Source organism: Pseudomonas sp. SDT291_1_S447 (genome assembly GCF_054070155.1).
Genome location: NZ_JBSVXS010000061.1, coordinates 16,335 through 33,265, shown reverse-complemented (window position 1 = coordinate 33,265; position 16,931 = coordinate 16,335). Strand labels below are relative to the sequence as shown.

Annotated in this window: 14 protein-coding genes; 13 read left to right on the top strand and 1 reads right to left on the bottom strand. The window is 60.4% G+C overall.

The features are described from left to right. Window positions 1-70: 70 nt before the first annotated feature. Window positions 71-1,441 carry a formimidoylglutamate deiminase gene (locus ACW9IR_RS18625; RefSeq protein WP_102899544.1) on the bottom strand — a complete coding sequence of 457 codons (1,371 nt, stop codon included), beginning with the start codon at window positions 1,439-1,441 and terminating at the stop codon, window positions 71-73. 146 nt (window positions 1,442-1,587) lie between these two features. Between ACW9IR_RS18625 and hutC the strand changes: the two genes are divergently transcribed. The 13 genes from hutC to dtd all read left to right on the top strand — a co-directional run bounded on the left by hutC (window position 1,588) and on the right by dtd (window position 16,869). Next, on the top strand, window positions 1,588-2,298 hold the full coding sequence (gene hutC / locus ACW9IR_RS18620; protein WP_162130175.1) for a histidine utilization repressor: 711 nt from the start codon (window positions 1,588-1,590) through the stop codon (window positions 2,296-2,298). Continuing rightward, window positions 2,295-2,864, top strand: a complete 570-nt coding sequence (locus tag ACW9IR_RS18615) for a HutD/Ves family protein (RefSeq protein ID WP_110720643.1) — start codon at window positions 2,295-2,297, stop codon at window positions 2,862-2,864. The genes hutC and ACW9IR_RS18615 overlap by 4 nt, the downstream gene beginning before the upstream one ends. A gap of 449 nt (window positions 2,865-3,313) precedes the next feature. Next, complete coding sequence (hutU, locus tag ACW9IR_RS18610) at window positions 3,314-4,996, top strand: urocanate hydratase (protein WP_160037910.1); 1,683 nt, start codon at window positions 3,314-3,316, stop codon at window positions 4,994-4,996. Between the two features lie 153 nt (window positions 4,997-5,149). Then, on the top strand, window positions 5,150-6,622 hold the full coding sequence (locus ACW9IR_RS18605; protein WP_150794149.1) for a purine-cytosine permease family protein: 1,473 nt from the start codon (window positions 5,150-5,152) through the stop codon (window positions 6,620-6,622). A 70-nt stretch (window positions 6,623-6,692) separates the two neighbouring features. Continuing rightward, on the top strand, window positions 6,693-7,661 hold the full coding sequence (locus ACW9IR_RS18600; RefSeq protein ID WP_016984618.1) for an ABC transporter substrate-binding protein: 969 nt from the start codon (window positions 6,693-6,695) through the stop codon (window positions 7,659-7,661). A gap of 83 nt (window positions 7,662-7,744) precedes the next feature. Continuing rightward, the gene (locus tag ACW9IR_RS18595; protein ID WP_007949591.1) at window positions 7,745-8,596 is read left to right on the top strand and encodes an ABC transporter permease; all 852 of its coding nucleotides are present in this window, start codon (window positions 7,745-7,747) and stop codon (window positions 8,594-8,596) included. Beyond that, window positions 8,593-9,423 (top strand): quaternary amine ABC transporter ATP-binding protein, encoded by an 831-nt coding sequence (locus ACW9IR_RS18590; RefSeq protein WP_052178219.1) that lies wholly within the window; start codon window positions 8,593-8,595, stop codon window positions 9,421-9,423. Before ACW9IR_RS18595 ends, ACW9IR_RS18590 begins: the two co-directional genes overlap by 4 nt. A gap of 134 nt (window positions 9,424-9,557) precedes the next feature. Next, on the top strand, window positions 9,558-11,081 hold the full coding sequence (gene hutH / locus ACW9IR_RS18585; protein WP_457464573.1) for a histidine ammonia-lyase: 1,524 nt from the start codon (window positions 9,558-9,560) through the stop codon (window positions 11,079-11,081). Between the two features lie 116 nt (window positions 11,082-11,197). After that, on the top strand, window positions 11,198-12,730 hold the full coding sequence (gene hutH / locus ACW9IR_RS18580; RefSeq protein WP_457464571.1) for a histidine ammonia-lyase: 1,533 nt from the start codon (window positions 11,198-11,200) through the stop codon (window positions 12,728-12,730). Window positions 12,731-13,202: 472 nt separating this feature from the next. Then, window positions 13,203-14,408 (top strand): imidazolonepropionase, encoded by a 1,206-nt coding sequence (hutI, locus tag ACW9IR_RS18575; RefSeq protein ID WP_110720638.1) that lies wholly within the window; start codon window positions 13,203-13,205, stop codon window positions 14,406-14,408. 10 nt (window positions 14,409-14,418) lie between these two features. Continuing rightward, window positions 14,419-15,222: an N-formylglutamate deformylase gene (gene hutG, locus ACW9IR_RS18570; RefSeq protein ID WP_110720637.1), complete on the top strand. Its 804-nt coding sequence runs from the start codon at window positions 14,419-14,421 to the stop codon at window positions 15,220-15,222. 241 nt (window positions 15,223-15,463) lie between these two features. Continuing rightward, entirely contained in the window at window positions 15,464-16,435 is a 972-nt protein-coding gene (gene pip / locus ACW9IR_RS18565; protein ID WP_008080611.1) for a prolyl aminopeptidase, read from the top strand. Beyond that, window positions 16,432-16,869: a D-aminoacyl-tRNA deacylase gene (gene dtd / locus ACW9IR_RS18560; RefSeq protein WP_095120743.1), complete on the top strand. Its 438-nt coding sequence runs from the start codon at window positions 16,432-16,434 to the stop codon at window positions 16,867-16,869. The genes pip and dtd overlap by 4 nt, the downstream gene beginning before the upstream one ends. Window positions 16,870-16,931: the final 62 nt, after the last annotated feature.

Genomic DNA, 16,931 nt, shown 5'->3' with positions numbered 1-16,931 from the left:
AGCGTTGTGTCAGAGCACAAATAAATGACTGACACACCGCTATCGCGAGCAGGCTCACTCCTACATTTGGTTATGCGTCGCCCAGGAGGTCGCGCAGGACCTGGGTGAACGCGCGGGCACTGTCTTCTTCGCCAGCATGTCGACCATCGCGCACAACCCACTGACCATTGACCAGCACATCGCGCACCTGACGATCGCCGCCGGCAAACAACCAGCGATTCAAAATCCCGTCACCCGTGGCCGTCGCCAGATAGGGGTCACTGCCATCCAGCACAATCCAGTCCGCGCGCTTGCCCACTTCCAGCGCACCAATCGGCTGCCCCAACGCTTGCGCGCCGCCACCCAGCGCCGCGTCATACAGCGTGCGCCCGACCATCGGCTGATCTGCGCCGTATAAACGGTTACGTCGCTGATCGCGCAGACGCTGGCCATATTCCAGCCAACGCAATTCTTCCACCACACTGAGCGAGACATGGCTGTCGGAACCGATACCCATGCGCCCACCCTGGGCGAGGAAATCCACCGCCGGGAAAATCCCGTCGCCCAGATTCGCTTCGGTGGTTAGGCACAGCCCGGCGATGGCGCGACTTTTGGCCATCAGCGTGACTTCTTCCGGGTTGGCGTGGGTGGCGTGTACCAGGCACCAGCGCTGATCGACCTCGGCGTTTTCGTACAGCCATTGCAGCGGACGACGACCGCTCCAGGCCAGGCAGTCATCGACTTCTTTTTGCTGTTCGGCGATGTGAATGTGAATCGGGCATTGCTTGTCGCTGGCCGCCAATACTTCGCTGATCTGCTGCGGGGTCACCGCGCGCAACGAGTGGAAGCACAGGCCCAGCGACTGCGCCTTTTGCTGCGCCAGTAACGGCTGCAAACGCGATTGCAGATTCAGGTAATTTTCGCTGCTGTTGATAAAGCGGCGCTGGCCGTCATTCGGCGTCTGGCCGCCAAAGCCAGAGTGGCTGTAGAGCACTGGCAGCAGGGTCAGGCCGATGCCGCTTTCACTCGCGGCCTGGCTGATGCGCAGCGCCAGCTCCGCCGGATCCGCGTAAGGCTGACCATTGCTGTCGTGGTGCACGTAGTGAAATTCAGCGACGGAGGTGTAACCGGCCTTGAGCATTTCGATGTACAGCTGCCGGGCAATCACGCCGAGCTGATCCGGGCTGATTTTTCCGACGAGCCGATACATCAAATCGCGCCAGGTCCAGAAACTGTCGTTGGGGTTGCCGGCCACTTCGGCCAGACCCGCCATCGCCCGCTGGAAGGCGTGGGAATGCAAATTAGGCATGCCCGGCAGCAACGGACCGCTCAGCCGTTCGGCGCCATCTGCGGTGGAATCGGCCTGGATTTGGGTCAGCAGGCCCTCGGCGCTGACCTCAAGACGTACATTGTTGGCCCATCCGTTAGGCAGCAGCGCGCGTTCGGCAAAGAAGGCGGACATGGTTCAGCACCCCATCGTGTGTTATTTGTATATACATATACAGACGTTTGCCTGCTCGGTAAACTCCGGCAAGCTAGCCACTTTCATCCAAAGAACAGGGATCAACCGTGCCGACTCCGCCTCCAGTCTCCCCGTTGGCCGCGAACATGGGCGACAGTCCGGCGCCCTTGTACGCCCGCGTCAAACAGATGATCACCCAGCAGATCGACAGCGGAAACTGGCCGCCGCACTACCGCGTGCCGTCCGAGAGCGAGCTGGTCAATCAACTCGGCTTCAGCCGCATGACCATCAACCGCGCCTTGCGTGAGATGACCGCCGACGGTCTGTTGGTACGCATGCAAGGCGTCGGCACCTTCGTCGCTGAACCGAAGAGCCAGTCCGCGCTGTTCGAAGTGCACAACATCGCCGACGAAATCGCTTCCCGTGGTCATCGCCACACCTGCCAGGTCATCACCCTCGAAGAAGAGGCCGCCGGTTCCGAGCGCGCACTGGCGCTGGACATGCGTGAAGGGCAGAAGGTCTTCCACTCGCTGATCGTGCATTACGAAAACGACATTCCGGTGCAAATCGAAGACCGCTTCGTCAACGCGCTGGTGGCTCCGGAATATCTCAAGCAGGACTTCACTCTGCAAACGCCTTACGCTTATCTCAATCAGGTCGCGCCGCTGACCGAGGGCGAGCACGTGGTTGAAGCGATCCTCGCCGAATCTTCCGAGTGCAAGTTGCTGCAGATTGAAAAGGGTGAGCCTTGCTTGCTGATTCGTCGCCGCACGTGGTCGGGGCGTCAGCCGGTTACTGCGGCTCGTCTGATTCACCCAGGTTCCCGTCATCGTCTGGAAGGGCGCTTTCATAAATGAGTCAGGTGAAGGTTTTACGCGCTGAAGGCTATCCGCGCATGCCATGGAAAAACGGCGGCGGCAGCACTGAAGAAATCACCCGTGATGCCGGTGCCGGGCTGGACGGTTTTGGCTGGCGCCTGTCGATTGCCGACATCGCCGAGTCGGGCGGTTTCTCGACATTCGCCGGTTACCAGCGGGTGATCACCGTGTTGCAGGGTGACGGCATGACCCTGTGCGTCGATGGCGACGATACGCGGCCGCTGTTACCGCTCGACCCTTTCGCCTTCAGCGGGGAAAGCCAGGTGTCTTGCACTTTGCTCGGTGGCGCGATTCGCGACTTCAACCTGATTTACGCGCCACAGCGTTACAGCGCACGGTTGCAGTGGCTGGACGGTGAACAGCGGTTCTTCAGCTCGGCGGGGACGGTGTTGGTGTTCAGTGTCAGTGAGTTGCTGGAAGTCCGGATCGGTGACAGTGTTTCGCAGCTGGGGCGACATGATTGTCTGCAATTGGACGGCAATAGCGGTCTGGCCGAAGTCTCCACCAATGCCGCTTGCTGCGTGATCGAGCTGACTGCGCGCTGATTCAAAAGTCTCAAAAGATCGCAGCCTTCGGCAGCTCCTACAGGGTGTACATCAAACCCAGTGTAGGAGCTGCCGAAGGCTGCGATCTTTTGCTTTTGGGGTGTTCCCAACCCACGCACCAACTTGTTACCGAACGCCCCAGCGTGGCGCAAAACCACGCTCACGTAACAAAGTCCCTTCGGCATAAATTATCCCCACGAAAAATTTCATCCACGCCAGAACCCTCGATTCAGGCGCCCTCCAGCCCTGTCCGCAATTTTTCTTGAACGACTCTCCAATAAGTTGGCCGCTCGATTGCATATGCTTGTATGTACAAGTAAAGACGTATGCGTATGAGTCGCTCGAGACTCTCCGCAGCGTCCACTGATTCGCTTGTCGCGCATCGAAGCGCGCAGGCTGCTTGCCCACTGCCAGGGTTGGTTTGAATTGATCGCTGAGGAGTCTTTTTCGTGACTGACAATAAGCCTACAAAGTTTCGCAACGTTGAGATCCGCGCTGCCCGCGGCAACAAGCTGACCGCCAAGAGCTGGCTGACCGAAGCGCCGCTGCGCATGCTGATGAACAACCTCGACCCGGAAGTCGCCGAGAACCCGAAAGAACTGGTGGTATACGGTGGTATCGGTCGCGCCGCGCGTAACTGGGAGTGCTACGACAAGATCGTCGAAAGCCTGACCAACCTGAATGACGACGAGACCCTGCTGGTGCAATCCGGCAAGCCGGTCGGCGTGTTCAAGACCCACAGCAACGCCCCGCGCGTACTGATCGCCAACTCCAACCTCGTCCCGCACTGGGCGAGCTGGGAGCACTTCAACGAACTCGACGCCAAAGGCCTGGCCATGTACGGCCAGATGACCGCCGGCAGCTGGATCTACATCGGCAGCCAGGGCATCGTTCAAGGCACCTACGAAACCTTCGTTGAGGCCGGTCGCCAGCACTACAACGACAACCTCACCGGTAAGTGGGTCCTGACCGCTGGCCTCGGTGGCATGGGCGGCGCGCAACCCCTGGCTGCCACCTTGGCAGGCGCATGCTCGCTGAACATCGAATGCCAACAAGTCAGCATCGATTTCCGTCTGAAAAGCCGTTACGTCGACGAGCAAGCCAAAGACCTCGACGACGCCCTGGCGCGCATCGATAAATACACCAAGGAAGGCAAAGCGATCTCCATCGCCCTGCTGGGCAACGCCGCAGAAATCCTCCCGGAACTGGTCAAGCGCGGCGTGCGCCCGGACATGGTCACCGACCAGACCAGCGCCCACGACCCGCTCAACGGTTACCTGCCAGCGGGCTGGACCTGGGACGAATACCGTGCCCGCGCCAAGACCGAACCGGCCGCTGTGATCAAAGCCGCCAAGCAGTCGATGGCCGTACACGTTAAAGCGATGCTGGAATTCCAGAAGCAAGGCATCCCGACCTTCGACTACGGCAACAACATCCGTCAGATGGCCCAGGAAGAAGGCGTCGAAAACGCCTTCGACTTCCCGGGCTTCGTACCGGCTTACATTCGTCCGCTGTTCTGCCGTGGCATCGGCCCGTTCCGTTGGGCGGCGCTGTCGGGCGATCCGCAAGACATCTACAAAACCGACGCCAAGGTCAAAGAGCTGATCCCGGACGACGCCCACCTGCACAACTGGCTGGACATGGCCCGTGAGCGCATCAGCTTCCAGGGTCTGCCGGCACGTATCTGCTGGGTCGGCCTGGGCCTGCGCGCCAAGCTCGGTTTGGCGTTCAACGAGATGGTCCGCAGCGGCGAGCTGTCGGCGCCAATCGTGATCGGTCGCGACCACCTCGACTCCGGCTCGGTCGCCAGTCCGAACCGTGAAACCGAATCGATGCAGGACGGTTCTGACGCCGTGTCCGACTGGCCATTGCTCAACGCACTGCTGAACACCGCGAGCGGCGCGACCTGGGTTTCCCTGCACCACGGCGGCGGCGTCGGCATGGGCTTCTCGCAGCACTCGGGGATGGTGATTGTTTGCGACGGTACGGATGAAGCGGCCGAGCGCATTGCGCGGGTGCTGCACAACGACCCGGCCACCGGCGTTATGCGCCACGCCGATGCCGGTTACCAGATCGCCATCGACTGCGCCAGGGAACAGGGCCTGAACCTGCCGATGATTACCGGAAAGTAATGCTTTCCCCTGTAGGAGTGAGCCTGCTCGCGATAAGGCCGGCACATTCAGCAAATGTGCTGACTGACCCACCGCAATCGCGAGCAGGCTCACTCCTACAAAAGCAAAAGCCAAAAAAGAACAAAACCCGGAACAATCCACAGAGGTTGAATCATGGCTGTTAACACCGATCGTGCAGGCAACAAACCGTTGATCGAAAGGCGTTCGATCGACTACATCCCGGAAGCGGAAAGACACGGTCGTCTGTTTAGCCAGTTCACCTTGTGGATGGGTGCCAACCTGCAAATCACCGCGATTGTCACCGGGGCCTTGGCCGTGGTGCTGGGCGGTGATGTGTTCTGGTCGTTGATCGGTCTGTTGATCGGTCAATTGCTCGGCGGTGGCGTGATGGCGCTGCACGCGGCGCAGGGGCCGAAGCTTGGCTTGCCGCAGATGATCTCCAGCCGTGTGCAGTTTGGCGTTTACGGTGCGGCGATCCCGATCGTGCTGGTGTGCCTGATGTACCTGGGTTTCACGGCGACGGGCACCGTGCTTTCCGGTCAGGCGCTGGGCCAGTTGTTCGGCGTCAGCGACAGCGTCGGCATCCTGATTTTCGCCAGCGTTATCGTGTTGGTCACGGTGCTCGGCTATCGGGTGATCCACTGGATCGGCCGTGTCGCCAGCGTGATTGGCGTGATCGCTTTCGTCTTCCTGTTCTGGCGGCTGATGAGCCAGACCGACGTCGGCGCACTTCTGCAAATCCGTCATTTCAGCTGGAGCAGTTTCCTCCTCGCGGTGTCGCTCGCGGCCTCCTGGCAGATCGCTTTCGGCCCGTACGTGGCTGACTATTCCCGTTACCTGCCGAGCAATACTTCGGCGGTAAAAACCTTCTTCGCCGCCGGTGCCGGTTCGGTGGTCGGCGCGCAAGTGGCGATGATCCTCGGCGTCTTTGCTGCGGCTTCGGCCAACGGCCAGTTCGCCGGCCATGAGGTGGCTTACATCGTCGGCCTGGGCGGCACCGGTGCCACCGCTGCGCTGCTGTACTTCAGTATCGCGTTTGGCAAGGTGACCATCTCGACGCTTAACTCCTACGGCAGCTTCATGTGCATCGCGACCATCATCAGTGGCTTCAAAGGCCACCTGACCGTTACGCGCATGCAGCGTCTGGTGTTTGTGCTGGTGATCGTTGGCGCAGCGACCCTGATCGCGCTGCTTGGTCAGCACTCGTTCCTCGGTGCGTTCAAGTCTTTCATCCTGTTCCTGCTCGCCTTCTTCACACCGTGGAGCGCGATCAACCTGGTGGATTACTACTGCATCACTCGTGAGCGTTATGACGTGCCGGCACTGGCCGATCCGAACGGACGCTACGGGCGCTGGAACCTGCTCGGCATCAGCGTCTATGTGTTCGGTGTGCTGGTGCAGTTGCCGTTCATCTCCACCAAGTTCTATACCGGTCCGTTGGTGGCCGCCCTCGGTGACGTGGATATTTCCTGGATCATCGGCCTGGTGCTGCCGGCGGTCGTTTACTACGTGTGCGCAAAAAAATGGCACAGCGCGGTGCCCGATCAACTGATTCTGCCGGTCGAGCAGAACAGCGTTGTACAACCTAAAACAAGCGGGGCCGGTCGCGCTGCGGCGCAGGCCTGATTTGGACGTGGACAGGGCTGGATGCCTCTTGACTGCCGTAAGCCAATTCATGATTAGGAGCGTCACAACAATGAAATCGAACAAGACCCTGCTGACCACATTGCTGTCCATGGGCCTGTTGGCCAGTGCCGGTGCGACGCAAGCCGCCGGCTGGTGCGAATCGGGCAAACCGGTGAAGTTCGCCGGGCTGAACTGGGAAAGCGGCATGCTGCTGACCGACGTCCTGCAAGTGGTGCTGGAGAAAGGTTACGACTGCAAGACCGACAGCCTGCCGGGCAACTCCATCACCATGGAAAACGCCCTGAGCAGCAACGATATTCAAGTGTTCGCCGAAGAGTGGGTCGGCCGCAGCGAGGTCTGGAACAAGGCCGAGAAGGCCGGCAAGGTCGTCGGTGTCGGCGCTCCGGTAGTGGGCGCGGTGGAAGGCTGGTACGTGCCGCGTTACGTGATCGAAGGCGATGCCAAGCGCAAGCTTGAGCCGAAGGCCCCGGACCTGAAAAACATCGCTGACCTGGGCAAATACGCCGCCGTGTTCAAGGACGCTGAAGAACCATCCAAGGGCCGTTTCTACAACTGCCCGGCCGGCTGGACCTGTGAACTCGACAACAGCGAAATGCTGAAAAGCTACGGTCTGGAAAGCAGCTACACCAACTTCCGTCCGGGCACCGGCCCGGCGCTGGATGCGGCAGTGCTGTCGAGCTACAAGCGTGGCGAGCCGATCCTGTTCTACTACTGGTCGCCAACCCCGCTGATGGGCCAGGTGGATCTGGTCAAACTCGAAGAGAAACCGGGCGTCGACAAGACCGTGAGCATCAAGGTCGGCCTGTCGAAAACCTTCCACGACGAAGCCCCGGAACTAGTCGCCGTGCTGGAAAAGGTCAACCTGCCAATCGACCTGCTGAACCAGAACCTGGGCCGCATGGCCAAGGAACGCATCGAGTCGCCAAAACTGGCGAAAATCTTCCTCAAGGAACATCCTGAGGTCTGGCATGCGTGGGTCAGTGCAGACGCTGCCAAGAAAATCGACGCGGCGCTGTAGGTCGATACCTCCCGGTCAACCGTGAGGCTGGCCGGGAGATATGCCGTAAACGCTTGATTGAGATTTCTGATTGAGAGCCGCTTATGTTTCCCGAAAGCTTTACCTTTTCCATCGCCGACTGGGTCAACGGTTGGGTCGATTCGCTGGTCACCAACTACGGTGATGTGTTCCGCCACATCTCGGACACCCTGCTCTGGGCCATCGTCAACCTCGAAGGCCTGCTGCGTGCGGCGCCGTGGTGGCTGATGCTGGCGATCGTCGGTGTGGTTGCCTGGCACGCCACGCGCAAAGTCGTGACCACGGCGGTCATCGTCGGTCTGCTGTTTCTCGTCGGTGCTGTCGGCCTGTGGGACAAGCTCATGCAGACCCTGGCGCTGATGATGGTCGCGACGATCATTTCGGTGCTGATCGGCATTCCGCTGGGGATTCTCTCGGCGCGCAGCAATCGCCTGCGTTCGGTGCTGATGCCGCTGCTCGACATCATGCAAACCATGCCAAGTTTCGTCTACCTGATCCCGGTGCTGATGCTGTTCGGTCTGGGCAAGGTCCCGGCGATTTTCGCCACGGTGATCTACGCCGCGCCGCCGCTGATTCGCCTGACCGATCTGGGCATCCGCCAGGTCGACGGCGAAGTGATGGAAGCGATCAACGCGTTCGGCGCCAACCGCTGGCAGCAACTGTTCGGCGTGCAACTGCCGCTGGCCCTGCCAAGCATCATGGCCGGGATCAACCAGACCACCATGATGGCCCTGTCGATGGTGGTGATCGCCTCGATGATCGGCGCCCGAGGTCTGGGTGAAGATGTGCTGGTGGGGATTCAGACCCTCAACGTCGGACGTGGCCTCGAGGCTGGTCTGGCGATCGTGATTCTCGCAGTGGTCATCGACCGCATTACTCAGGCGTACGGTCGGCCACGGCATGAGGTGAGCAAATGAGCAACGCAACCGTGAGCAAGATCGAAGTCAAAAACGTCTTCAAGATTTTCGGCAACCGCGCCAAGGATGCGCTGGCGATGGTCGGCCAGGGCAAGACCAAGGATCAGGTGTTGAACGAAACCGGTTGCGTGGTCGGTGTAAACGATCTGTCGTTGAGCATCGGCACCGGCGAGATCTTCGTGATCATGGGCCTGTCGGGCTCGGGCAAATCGACGCTGGTGCGTCACTTCAACCGTCTGATCGACCCGACCAGCGGCGCGATCCTCGTCGACGGCGTGGACATCCTGCAATACGACATGGACGCCCTGCGCGAATTTCGCCGGCACAAGATCAGCATGGTGTTCCAGAGCTTCGGCCTGCTGCCGCACAAGACCGTGCTCGACAATGTCGCCTACGGCTTGAAAGTGCGTGGCGAGAGCAAGCAAATGTGCTCGGAACGCGCGCTGCACTGGATCAACACCGTGGGCCTGAAGGGCTACGAAAACAAATACCCGCACCAGCTCTCCGGCGGCATGCGTCAGCGTGTCGGCCTGGCCCGCGCTTTGGCGGCAGACACTGACATCATCCTCATGGATGAGGCGTTCAGTGCGCTGGATCCGCTGATTCGTGCGGAGATGCAGGATCAGTTGCTGGAGCTGCAAAAGACGTTGCACAAGACCATCGTCTTCATTACCCACGACCTTGATGAGGCGGTGCGTATCGGCAACCGCATTGCGATTCTCAAGGATGGCCGGTTGATTCAGGTCGGTACGCCGAGAGAGATCCTGCATTCGCCGGCGGATGAGTATGTTGACCGGTTTGTGCAGCGGCGGGCGGCGGTGGTTTAGGTAGATTTTTGTTGGCTGGGCGGGCCTCATCGCGAGCAGGCTCACTCCTACAGTTGGAATGCGTACCCCTGTAGGAATGAGCCTGCTCGCGATAGCGTCGGTGAAGCTGCATCAATGTTCGGATGAGGTTAATGATGTCCCAGGCTGAAAAAATCGTTATCACCGGCGCCCCCCTGCGTTGGCAGGACGTGGTCGCCGTCGCCCGTCACGGCGCTCAACTCGAGCTGTCCAGCGACACCTGGGCGCGCATCGAAAACGCCCAAGGCATCGTCCAGCGCATCGTCGAAAGCGGCGAACGCGCCTATGGCGTCAACACCGGCCTGGGCGGCTTGTCCAACGTCTCGCTTAAAGACGAACAGCTCAGCCAACTCTCGCGCAACACCCTGCTCAGTCACGCTTGCGGCGTCGGCCCGGTGCTCACCGACGAGCAGACCCGAGCGATCATCTGCGCGGCGATCCACAACTACAGCCACGGCAAATCCGGCATCCACCGCCGGGTCGTCGAAGCGCTGCTGGCGCTGCTTAATCGCGGCATTACCCCGCAAGTGCCGTCGCAAGGCTCGGTCGGTTACCTGACTCACATGGCGCACATCGGCATCACGCTGCTCGGCGTCGGCAATGTCAGCTATCGCGGGCAGATCACCTCGGCGCAACAGGCGCTGGCCGAAGAAGGCCTGCAACCCGTGCAACTCGGCGCAAAAGACGGTTTGTGTCTGGTCAACGGCACGCCGTGCATGACCGGCCTCAGCTGTCTGGCGATTGCCGACGCAACGCGATTGGTGCAGTGGGCCGATGTCATCGGCGCAATGAGTTTCGAAGCCCAGCGCGGCCAGATCGATGCGTTCGATGCCGAGATCATCGCGCTGAAACCGCACCCGGGCATGCAGCAGGTCGGCATCAATCTGCGCGCCTTGCTCGATGGCAGTGAAGTGATCGCGTCGAGCAAAGGCATTCGTACTCAGGATGCGCTGAGCATCCGCTCGATCCCGCAGGTGCACGGCGCTGCGCGGGATCAACTGGAACATGCGATCAAACAGGTCGAAGCCGAGCTCAACGGCTGCACCGATAACCCGCTGTTGCTCGGCACACCGGACAACTTCCGGGTGATGTCGCAAGCCAACCCGCACGGGCAGTCGGTGGCAATGGCGGCGGACCTGCTGGCGATTGCCATGGCCGAGATCGGCTCGATTGCCGAGCGTCGCCTCGATCGTTTGGTGAACCCGCACGTCAGCGGTCTGCCGGCGTTTCTGGTGGCCAATCCGGGGGTGAACTCGGGGATGATGATCGTCCAATACGTTGCCGCCTCGCTGTGTGCGGAAAACCGCCAATTGGCGCAACCGGCGGTGCTCGACAACTACATCACCTCGGGCCTGCAGGAAGACCACTTGAGCATGGGCACCAACGCTGCGCTCAAGCTGCATCGTGCGCTGGAAAACTGCACGCAGATCCTCGCTATCGAATATCTGCTGGCGGCGCAAGCGTTTGAATTTCTCAAGGAACAGCGCTTTGGCGTGGGCACTGACCGCGCGTGGCGACTGCTGCGCGAAACAGTTCCGGCCTACGATCAGGATCGCTGGCTGGCGCCGGATATCGCTGCTGCTGCGAGCGTGTTGAAAGCCCCGAATCTGCTGCGCAACGCTTTACCGAATTTGCACTGAAAAATACCCACGCCAGCGTGCCAAGGCGCGACTCCCCAAAAGGCGAGACGCGACGGACAACGGACATCTCCGGAGCGTCTGGCGAGTTAATAACAAACTCTCAAAAGGAGCACAAAATGACTGCGCTGAACCTGATTCCCGGCCAACTGAGCCTGGCCCAACTGCGTGACGTCTACCAGAACCCGGTCAAGCTGAGCCTCGACAACAGCGCCTCGGCACAGATCGAAGCCAGCGTTGCCTGCGTCGAGCAGATCCTCGCCGAGAATCGCACCGCTTACGGCATCAACACCGGTTTCGGCCTGCTGGCCTCGACGCGCATCGCCAGCGAAGACCTGGAAAACCTGCAGCGCTCGCTGGTGCTGTCTCACGCCGCGGGTGTCGGCCAGCCGATCAGCGATGAGCTGGTGCGGCTGATCATGGTGCTCAAGGTCAACAGCCTCAGCCGTGGTTTCTCCGGTATTCGCCGTGTGGTGATCGATGCGCTGATTGCGCTGATCAATGCCGAGGTCTATCCGCACATTCCGCTGAAAGGTTCGGTGGGCGCTTCGGGTGATCTGGCACCGTTGGCGCATATGTCGCTGGTGCTGCTGGGCGAGGGCAAGGCGCGTTACAAGGGCGAGTGGATGGAAGCTACTGAAGCGCTGAAAGTTGCTGGCCTGACCCCGCTGACTCTGGCGGCTAAAGAAGGTCTGGCGCTGCTCAACGGTACTCAGGTTTCCACAGCGTTTGCTCTGCGCGGTCTGTTTGAAGGTGAAGACTTGTTCGCGGGCGCACTGGCGCTGGGCGGTCTGACCGTTGAAGCAGTATTGGGCTCGCGTTCGCCGTTTGATGCACGCATTCACGCCGCACGTGGTCAGAAAGGCCAGATCGACGCGGCTGCCGCTTACCGTGATCTGCTCGGTGAGCGCAGCGAAGTCTCTGACTCGCACCAGAACTGCGAGAAGGTTCAGGATCCGTATTCGCTGCGTTGCCAGCCGCAAGTCATGGGCGCTTGCCTGACCCAGTTCCGTCAGGCCGCTGAAGTGTTGGCCGTTGAAGCCAACGCCGTTTCCGACAACCCATTAGTCTTCGCCGCAGAAGGCGACGTGATTTCCGGCGGTAACTTCCACGCCGAACCGGTGGCCATGGCTGCTGACAACATGGCGTTGGCCATCGCTGAAATCGGCTCGCTGAGCGAACGCCGTATTTCGCTGATGATGGACAAGCACATGTCGCAACTGCCGCCGTTCCTTGTCGCCAACGGTGGTGTGAACTCTGGCTTCATGATTGCTCAAGTGACGGCAGCGGCACTGGCCAGCGAAAACAAGGCCTTGTCGCATCCGCATTCGGTGGACAGCCTGCCGACTTCGGCCAACCAGGAAGACCACGTGTCGATGGCTCCTGCGGCGGGCAAGCGTTTGTGGGAAATGGCTGAAAACACCCGCGGGATTCTCGCGGTGGAATGGCTGGCGGCAGTGCAGGGCCTGGATCTGCGTAACGGTCTGAAGACTTCGCCGAAGCTGGAGCAGGCGCGGGCGATTTTGCGTAAGGAAGTGCCGTTCTATGAGAAGGACCGCTTCTTTGCACCGGACATCAATGCGGCGACTGAGTTGTTGGCTTCGCGGTGTCTGACTGAGCTGGTTTCGGCGAAGTTGCTGCCTAGTTTGTAAGTGTGTTTTCAGGGGGAGTTTTGTTGTTAGTGAAATCGATCCCCCTCACCCCAGCCCTCTCCCCCAGGGGGGAGAGGGGGAAGGGAGCCGATCTTCGTGGTTTTCAAAGCCTGAGTTCGGCTCAAAATTTTCAGGTCGGTGTACCTCGACAGAGCAACACGGTCAGTCCTTTTTCTCCCCTGGGGGAGAGGGGGAAGGGAGCCGATCTTCATGGTTTTCAGAGCCTGAGTTCGGCTCAGAATTTTCAGGTCGGTGTACCTCGACAGAGCAACACGGTCAGTCCTTTTTCTTCCGTGAGAGAGAGTGAAAGGGAGCCGATCTCGGTGAGCTTCAGGCCTGAGTTCGGCACAGAAATTCCAGGTCGGCGTACCTCGACAGAACAACCCGGTCAGTCCCCTCTCCCTCCGGGAGAGGGCTAGGGTGAGGGGCTTTTCAGGGCCGCCCACCAAACCAGCCCCAACGGAGGCCAACAGTGAAAACCCTCTGGCAACACTGTCACGTCGCAACCATGGCGCAGGGCGTCTACTCGATCATCGAAGATGCGGCCATCGTGACGTCCGGTGCGCTCATCGAGTGGATCGGCCCGCGCCATCAACTGCCATCCGGCGAATACCCGGCGGTCAATGACCTGCAAGGCGCGTGGGTCACCCCCGGCCTGATCGACTGCCACACCCACACGGTGTTCGGCGGCAACCGCAGCGGCGAATTTGAAAAACGTCTGCAAGGCGTCAGCTATGCCGAAATCGCAGCATCCGGCGGCGGCATCGCTAGCACCGTGAGTGCGACGCGCGAAGCGACTGAAGACGAGCTGTTCGCCAGCGCCGCCAAACGTCTGAAAAGCCTGATGCGCGACGGCGTCACCACGGTCGAAATGAAATCCGGCTACGGTCTTGATCTGGCCAACGAGCGCAAGATCCTCCGCGTCATCCGTCGCCTGGAAAAAGAGCTGCCGATCAGCGTGCGCAGCACCTGCCTGGCGGCCCACGCGTTGCCGCCCGAATACAAGGATCGCGCCGACGACTACATCGATCTGATCTGCACCGAAATGCTGCCTGCGTTGGCCGCCGAAGGACTGGTCGACGCCGTGGACGCGTTCTGCGAATACCTGGCGTTCTCTCCTGAGCAAGTCGAACGCGTGTTCATCGCCGCACAAAAACTCGGTCTGCCAGTGAAACTGCATGCCGAACAACTGTCGTCGCTGCACGGCTCCAGTCTTGCCGCGCGTTACAAGGCGCTGTCCGCCGATCACCTGGAGTTCATGGACGAAGCCGACGCCATCGCCATGGCAGCATCCGACACCGTCGCGGTGCTGCTGCCGGGCGCGTTCTATTTCCTGCGTGAAACCCAGTTGCCACCGATGGACGCCCTGCGCAAACACAAAGTGAAAATCGCCATTGCCAGCGACCTCAACCCCGGCACCTCGCCAGCGCTGTCATTGCGGCTGATGTTGAACATGGCCTGCACCTGTTTCCGCATGACCCCGGAAGAAGCCTTGGCCGGCGCGACGATTCATGCCGCGCAGGCGTTGGGCATGGCGGATACCCACGGATCGCTGGAAGTCGGCAAGGTCGCGGATTTCGTTGCCTGGCACATCGATCGTCCGGCGGATCTGGCCTATTGGCTCGGCGGTGATCTGGACAAACGCGTCGTGCGTCACGGCGTCGAATCAAGTCTGTAGGAGAGCGGTTGTGGATAAGGTTCTGAACTTCAAACAAGGTCGCGTGCCGCTGCTGATCAGCATGCCGCATGCCGGTGTGCACCTGACCCCAGCGGTGGAAGCCGGATTGATCGCGGACGCGAAAAGCCTGCCGGACACCGACTGGCACATTCCGCAGCTGTACGACTTCGCCGAAGAACTGGGCGCGAGCACGTTGGCGGCTGAGTACTCGCGGTTCGTCATCGATTTGAATCGTCCGTCCGACGACAAGCCGCTGTACGCCGGGGCGACCACCGGGCTGTATCCGGCGACGCTGTTCGATGGCATTCCGTTGTTCCGCGAAGGCCACGAGCCGTCGCAAGAAGAGCGCGCGACTTATCTGGAGCAGATATGGACGCCTTACCACCGCACGCTGCAAGAAGAGCTGGCGCGATTGAAGGCCGAGTTCGGTTACGCGCTGCTGTTCGATGCGCACTCGATCCGCTCGATCATCCCGCACCTGTTCGACGGCAAACTGCCGGACTTCAACCTCGGCACCTTCAATGGCGCCAGTTGTGATCCGCAATTGGCTACGCAACTGGAAGCGATCTGCGCGCGCCACGCTGATTACAGCCACGTGCTCAACGGCCGCTTCAAGGGCGGCCACATCACCCGCCATTACGGCAACCCGGCGCAGAACATTCACGCCGTGCAACTGGAGTTGTGCCAGAGCACCTACATGGAAGAGTTCGAGCCGTTTCGCTACCGCGCGGATCTGGCCGAACCGACGCGGGTGGTGCTCAAAGAGTTGCTGCAGGGCTATCTGGCGTGGGCAAAGTCTCACTACGCCGCATAACTCCTGTGGGAGCGAGCCTGCTCGCGAAGGCGTCCGTTCAGCCAACATCTACGTTGGATGACACACCGCATTCGCGAGCAGGCTCGCTCCCACAGGCTGGTGTCCAGCCTGCGAAGTTTACGGCTGACAAACGGTGACTGCTCTGGAGCATGCTCATTGACGTAAATCGGGTTTATGATGCCCAACGGCAGAATAATAGAAGTCCCCCCAGGGATGACCTCGACCCTTTACGGAGCGCGCAATGCAGACTTTGTTTCCGCAGATCAAACCTCACGCCCGGCACGATCTGGCTGTCGATGACACCCATACGCTGTACGTCGACGAAAGCGGTTCACCGGAGGGTTTGCCGGTTGTGTTCATCCACGGCGGTCCGGGCGCCGGTTGCGACGCGCAGAGCCGTCGCTATTTCGATCCGAACCTGTATCGCATTGTCACCTTCGACCAGCGCGGTTGCGGGCGCTCCACGCCGCATGCCAGCCTCGAGAACAACACTACTTGGGATCTGGTCGCTGACCTTGAGCGCATCCGCAAACATTTGGGCATAGACAAATGGGTGCTGTTCGGCGGTTCGTGGGGTTCGACCCTGGCGCTGGCTTACGCGCAAACCCACCCTGAGCGCGTTCACGGTCTGATCCTGCGCGGGATCTTTCTCTGCCGTCCGCAGGAAATCGAGTGGTTCTATCAGGCGGGTGCCAGCCGTCTGTTCCCCGATTACTGGCAGGATTACATCGCACCGATCCCACTGGACGAGCGCGACGACCTGCTCAGCGCTTTCCACAAACGTCTGACCGGCAACGATCAGATTGCGCAGATGCACGCGGCCAAAGCCTGGTCGACCTGGGAAGGGCGCACCGCGACCCTGCGGCCGAACCCGCTGGTGGTCGATCGCTTCTCCGAGCCGCAGCGCGCGCTGTCGATCGCGCGGATCGAATGCCATTACTTCACCAACAACGCTTTCCTTGAGCCGAACCAGCTGATTCGCGACATGGGCAAAATCGCCCATTTGCCCGGCGTAATCATTCACGGTCGCTACGACGTGATCTGCCCGCTCGACAATGCCTGGGAACTGCATCAAGCCTGGCCGAACAGTGAACTGCAGGTGATCCGTGATGCCGGTCACGCGGCCTCTGAACCGGGCATCACCGATGCACTGGTGCGCGCCGCGGGCAACATGGCCCGGCGCCTGCTCGACCTGCCGCCCGAAGAAGCATGAAAGGGCTTTTACAGCGCGTAAGCGCAGCAAGAGTCGAAGTCTCGGGTGAGGTGGTTGGCGCTGTTGATCATGGTTTGTTGGTGCTGGTAGCGGTGGAACCCGACGACACGCGTGCCAGCGCCGACAAACTTCTGCATAAGCTGCTTAACTATCGGGTATTCAGTGATGCGGAGGGCAAGATGAACTTGTCCCTCGCCGATGTCGGTGGCGGGCTGCTGCTGGTCTCGCAGTTCACCCTCGCGGCCGACACCAAAAGCGGGTTGCGCCCGAGCTTTTCGACGGCCGCGCCTCCAGCCTTGGGCGAGGAATTGTTCGACTATCTATTGAGCAGTGCGAAACAGGTGCATGGCACTGTGGCATCAGGTAGATTCGGCGCCGATATGCAGGTGCATTTGGTCAACGATGGCCCGGTTACCTTTTTGTTACAGACCTGAATGCGCTTGAAACACCTTTTTGGGAAGTTTCGACTGTTTTTAGGGTGTTTTCGCGATAAATA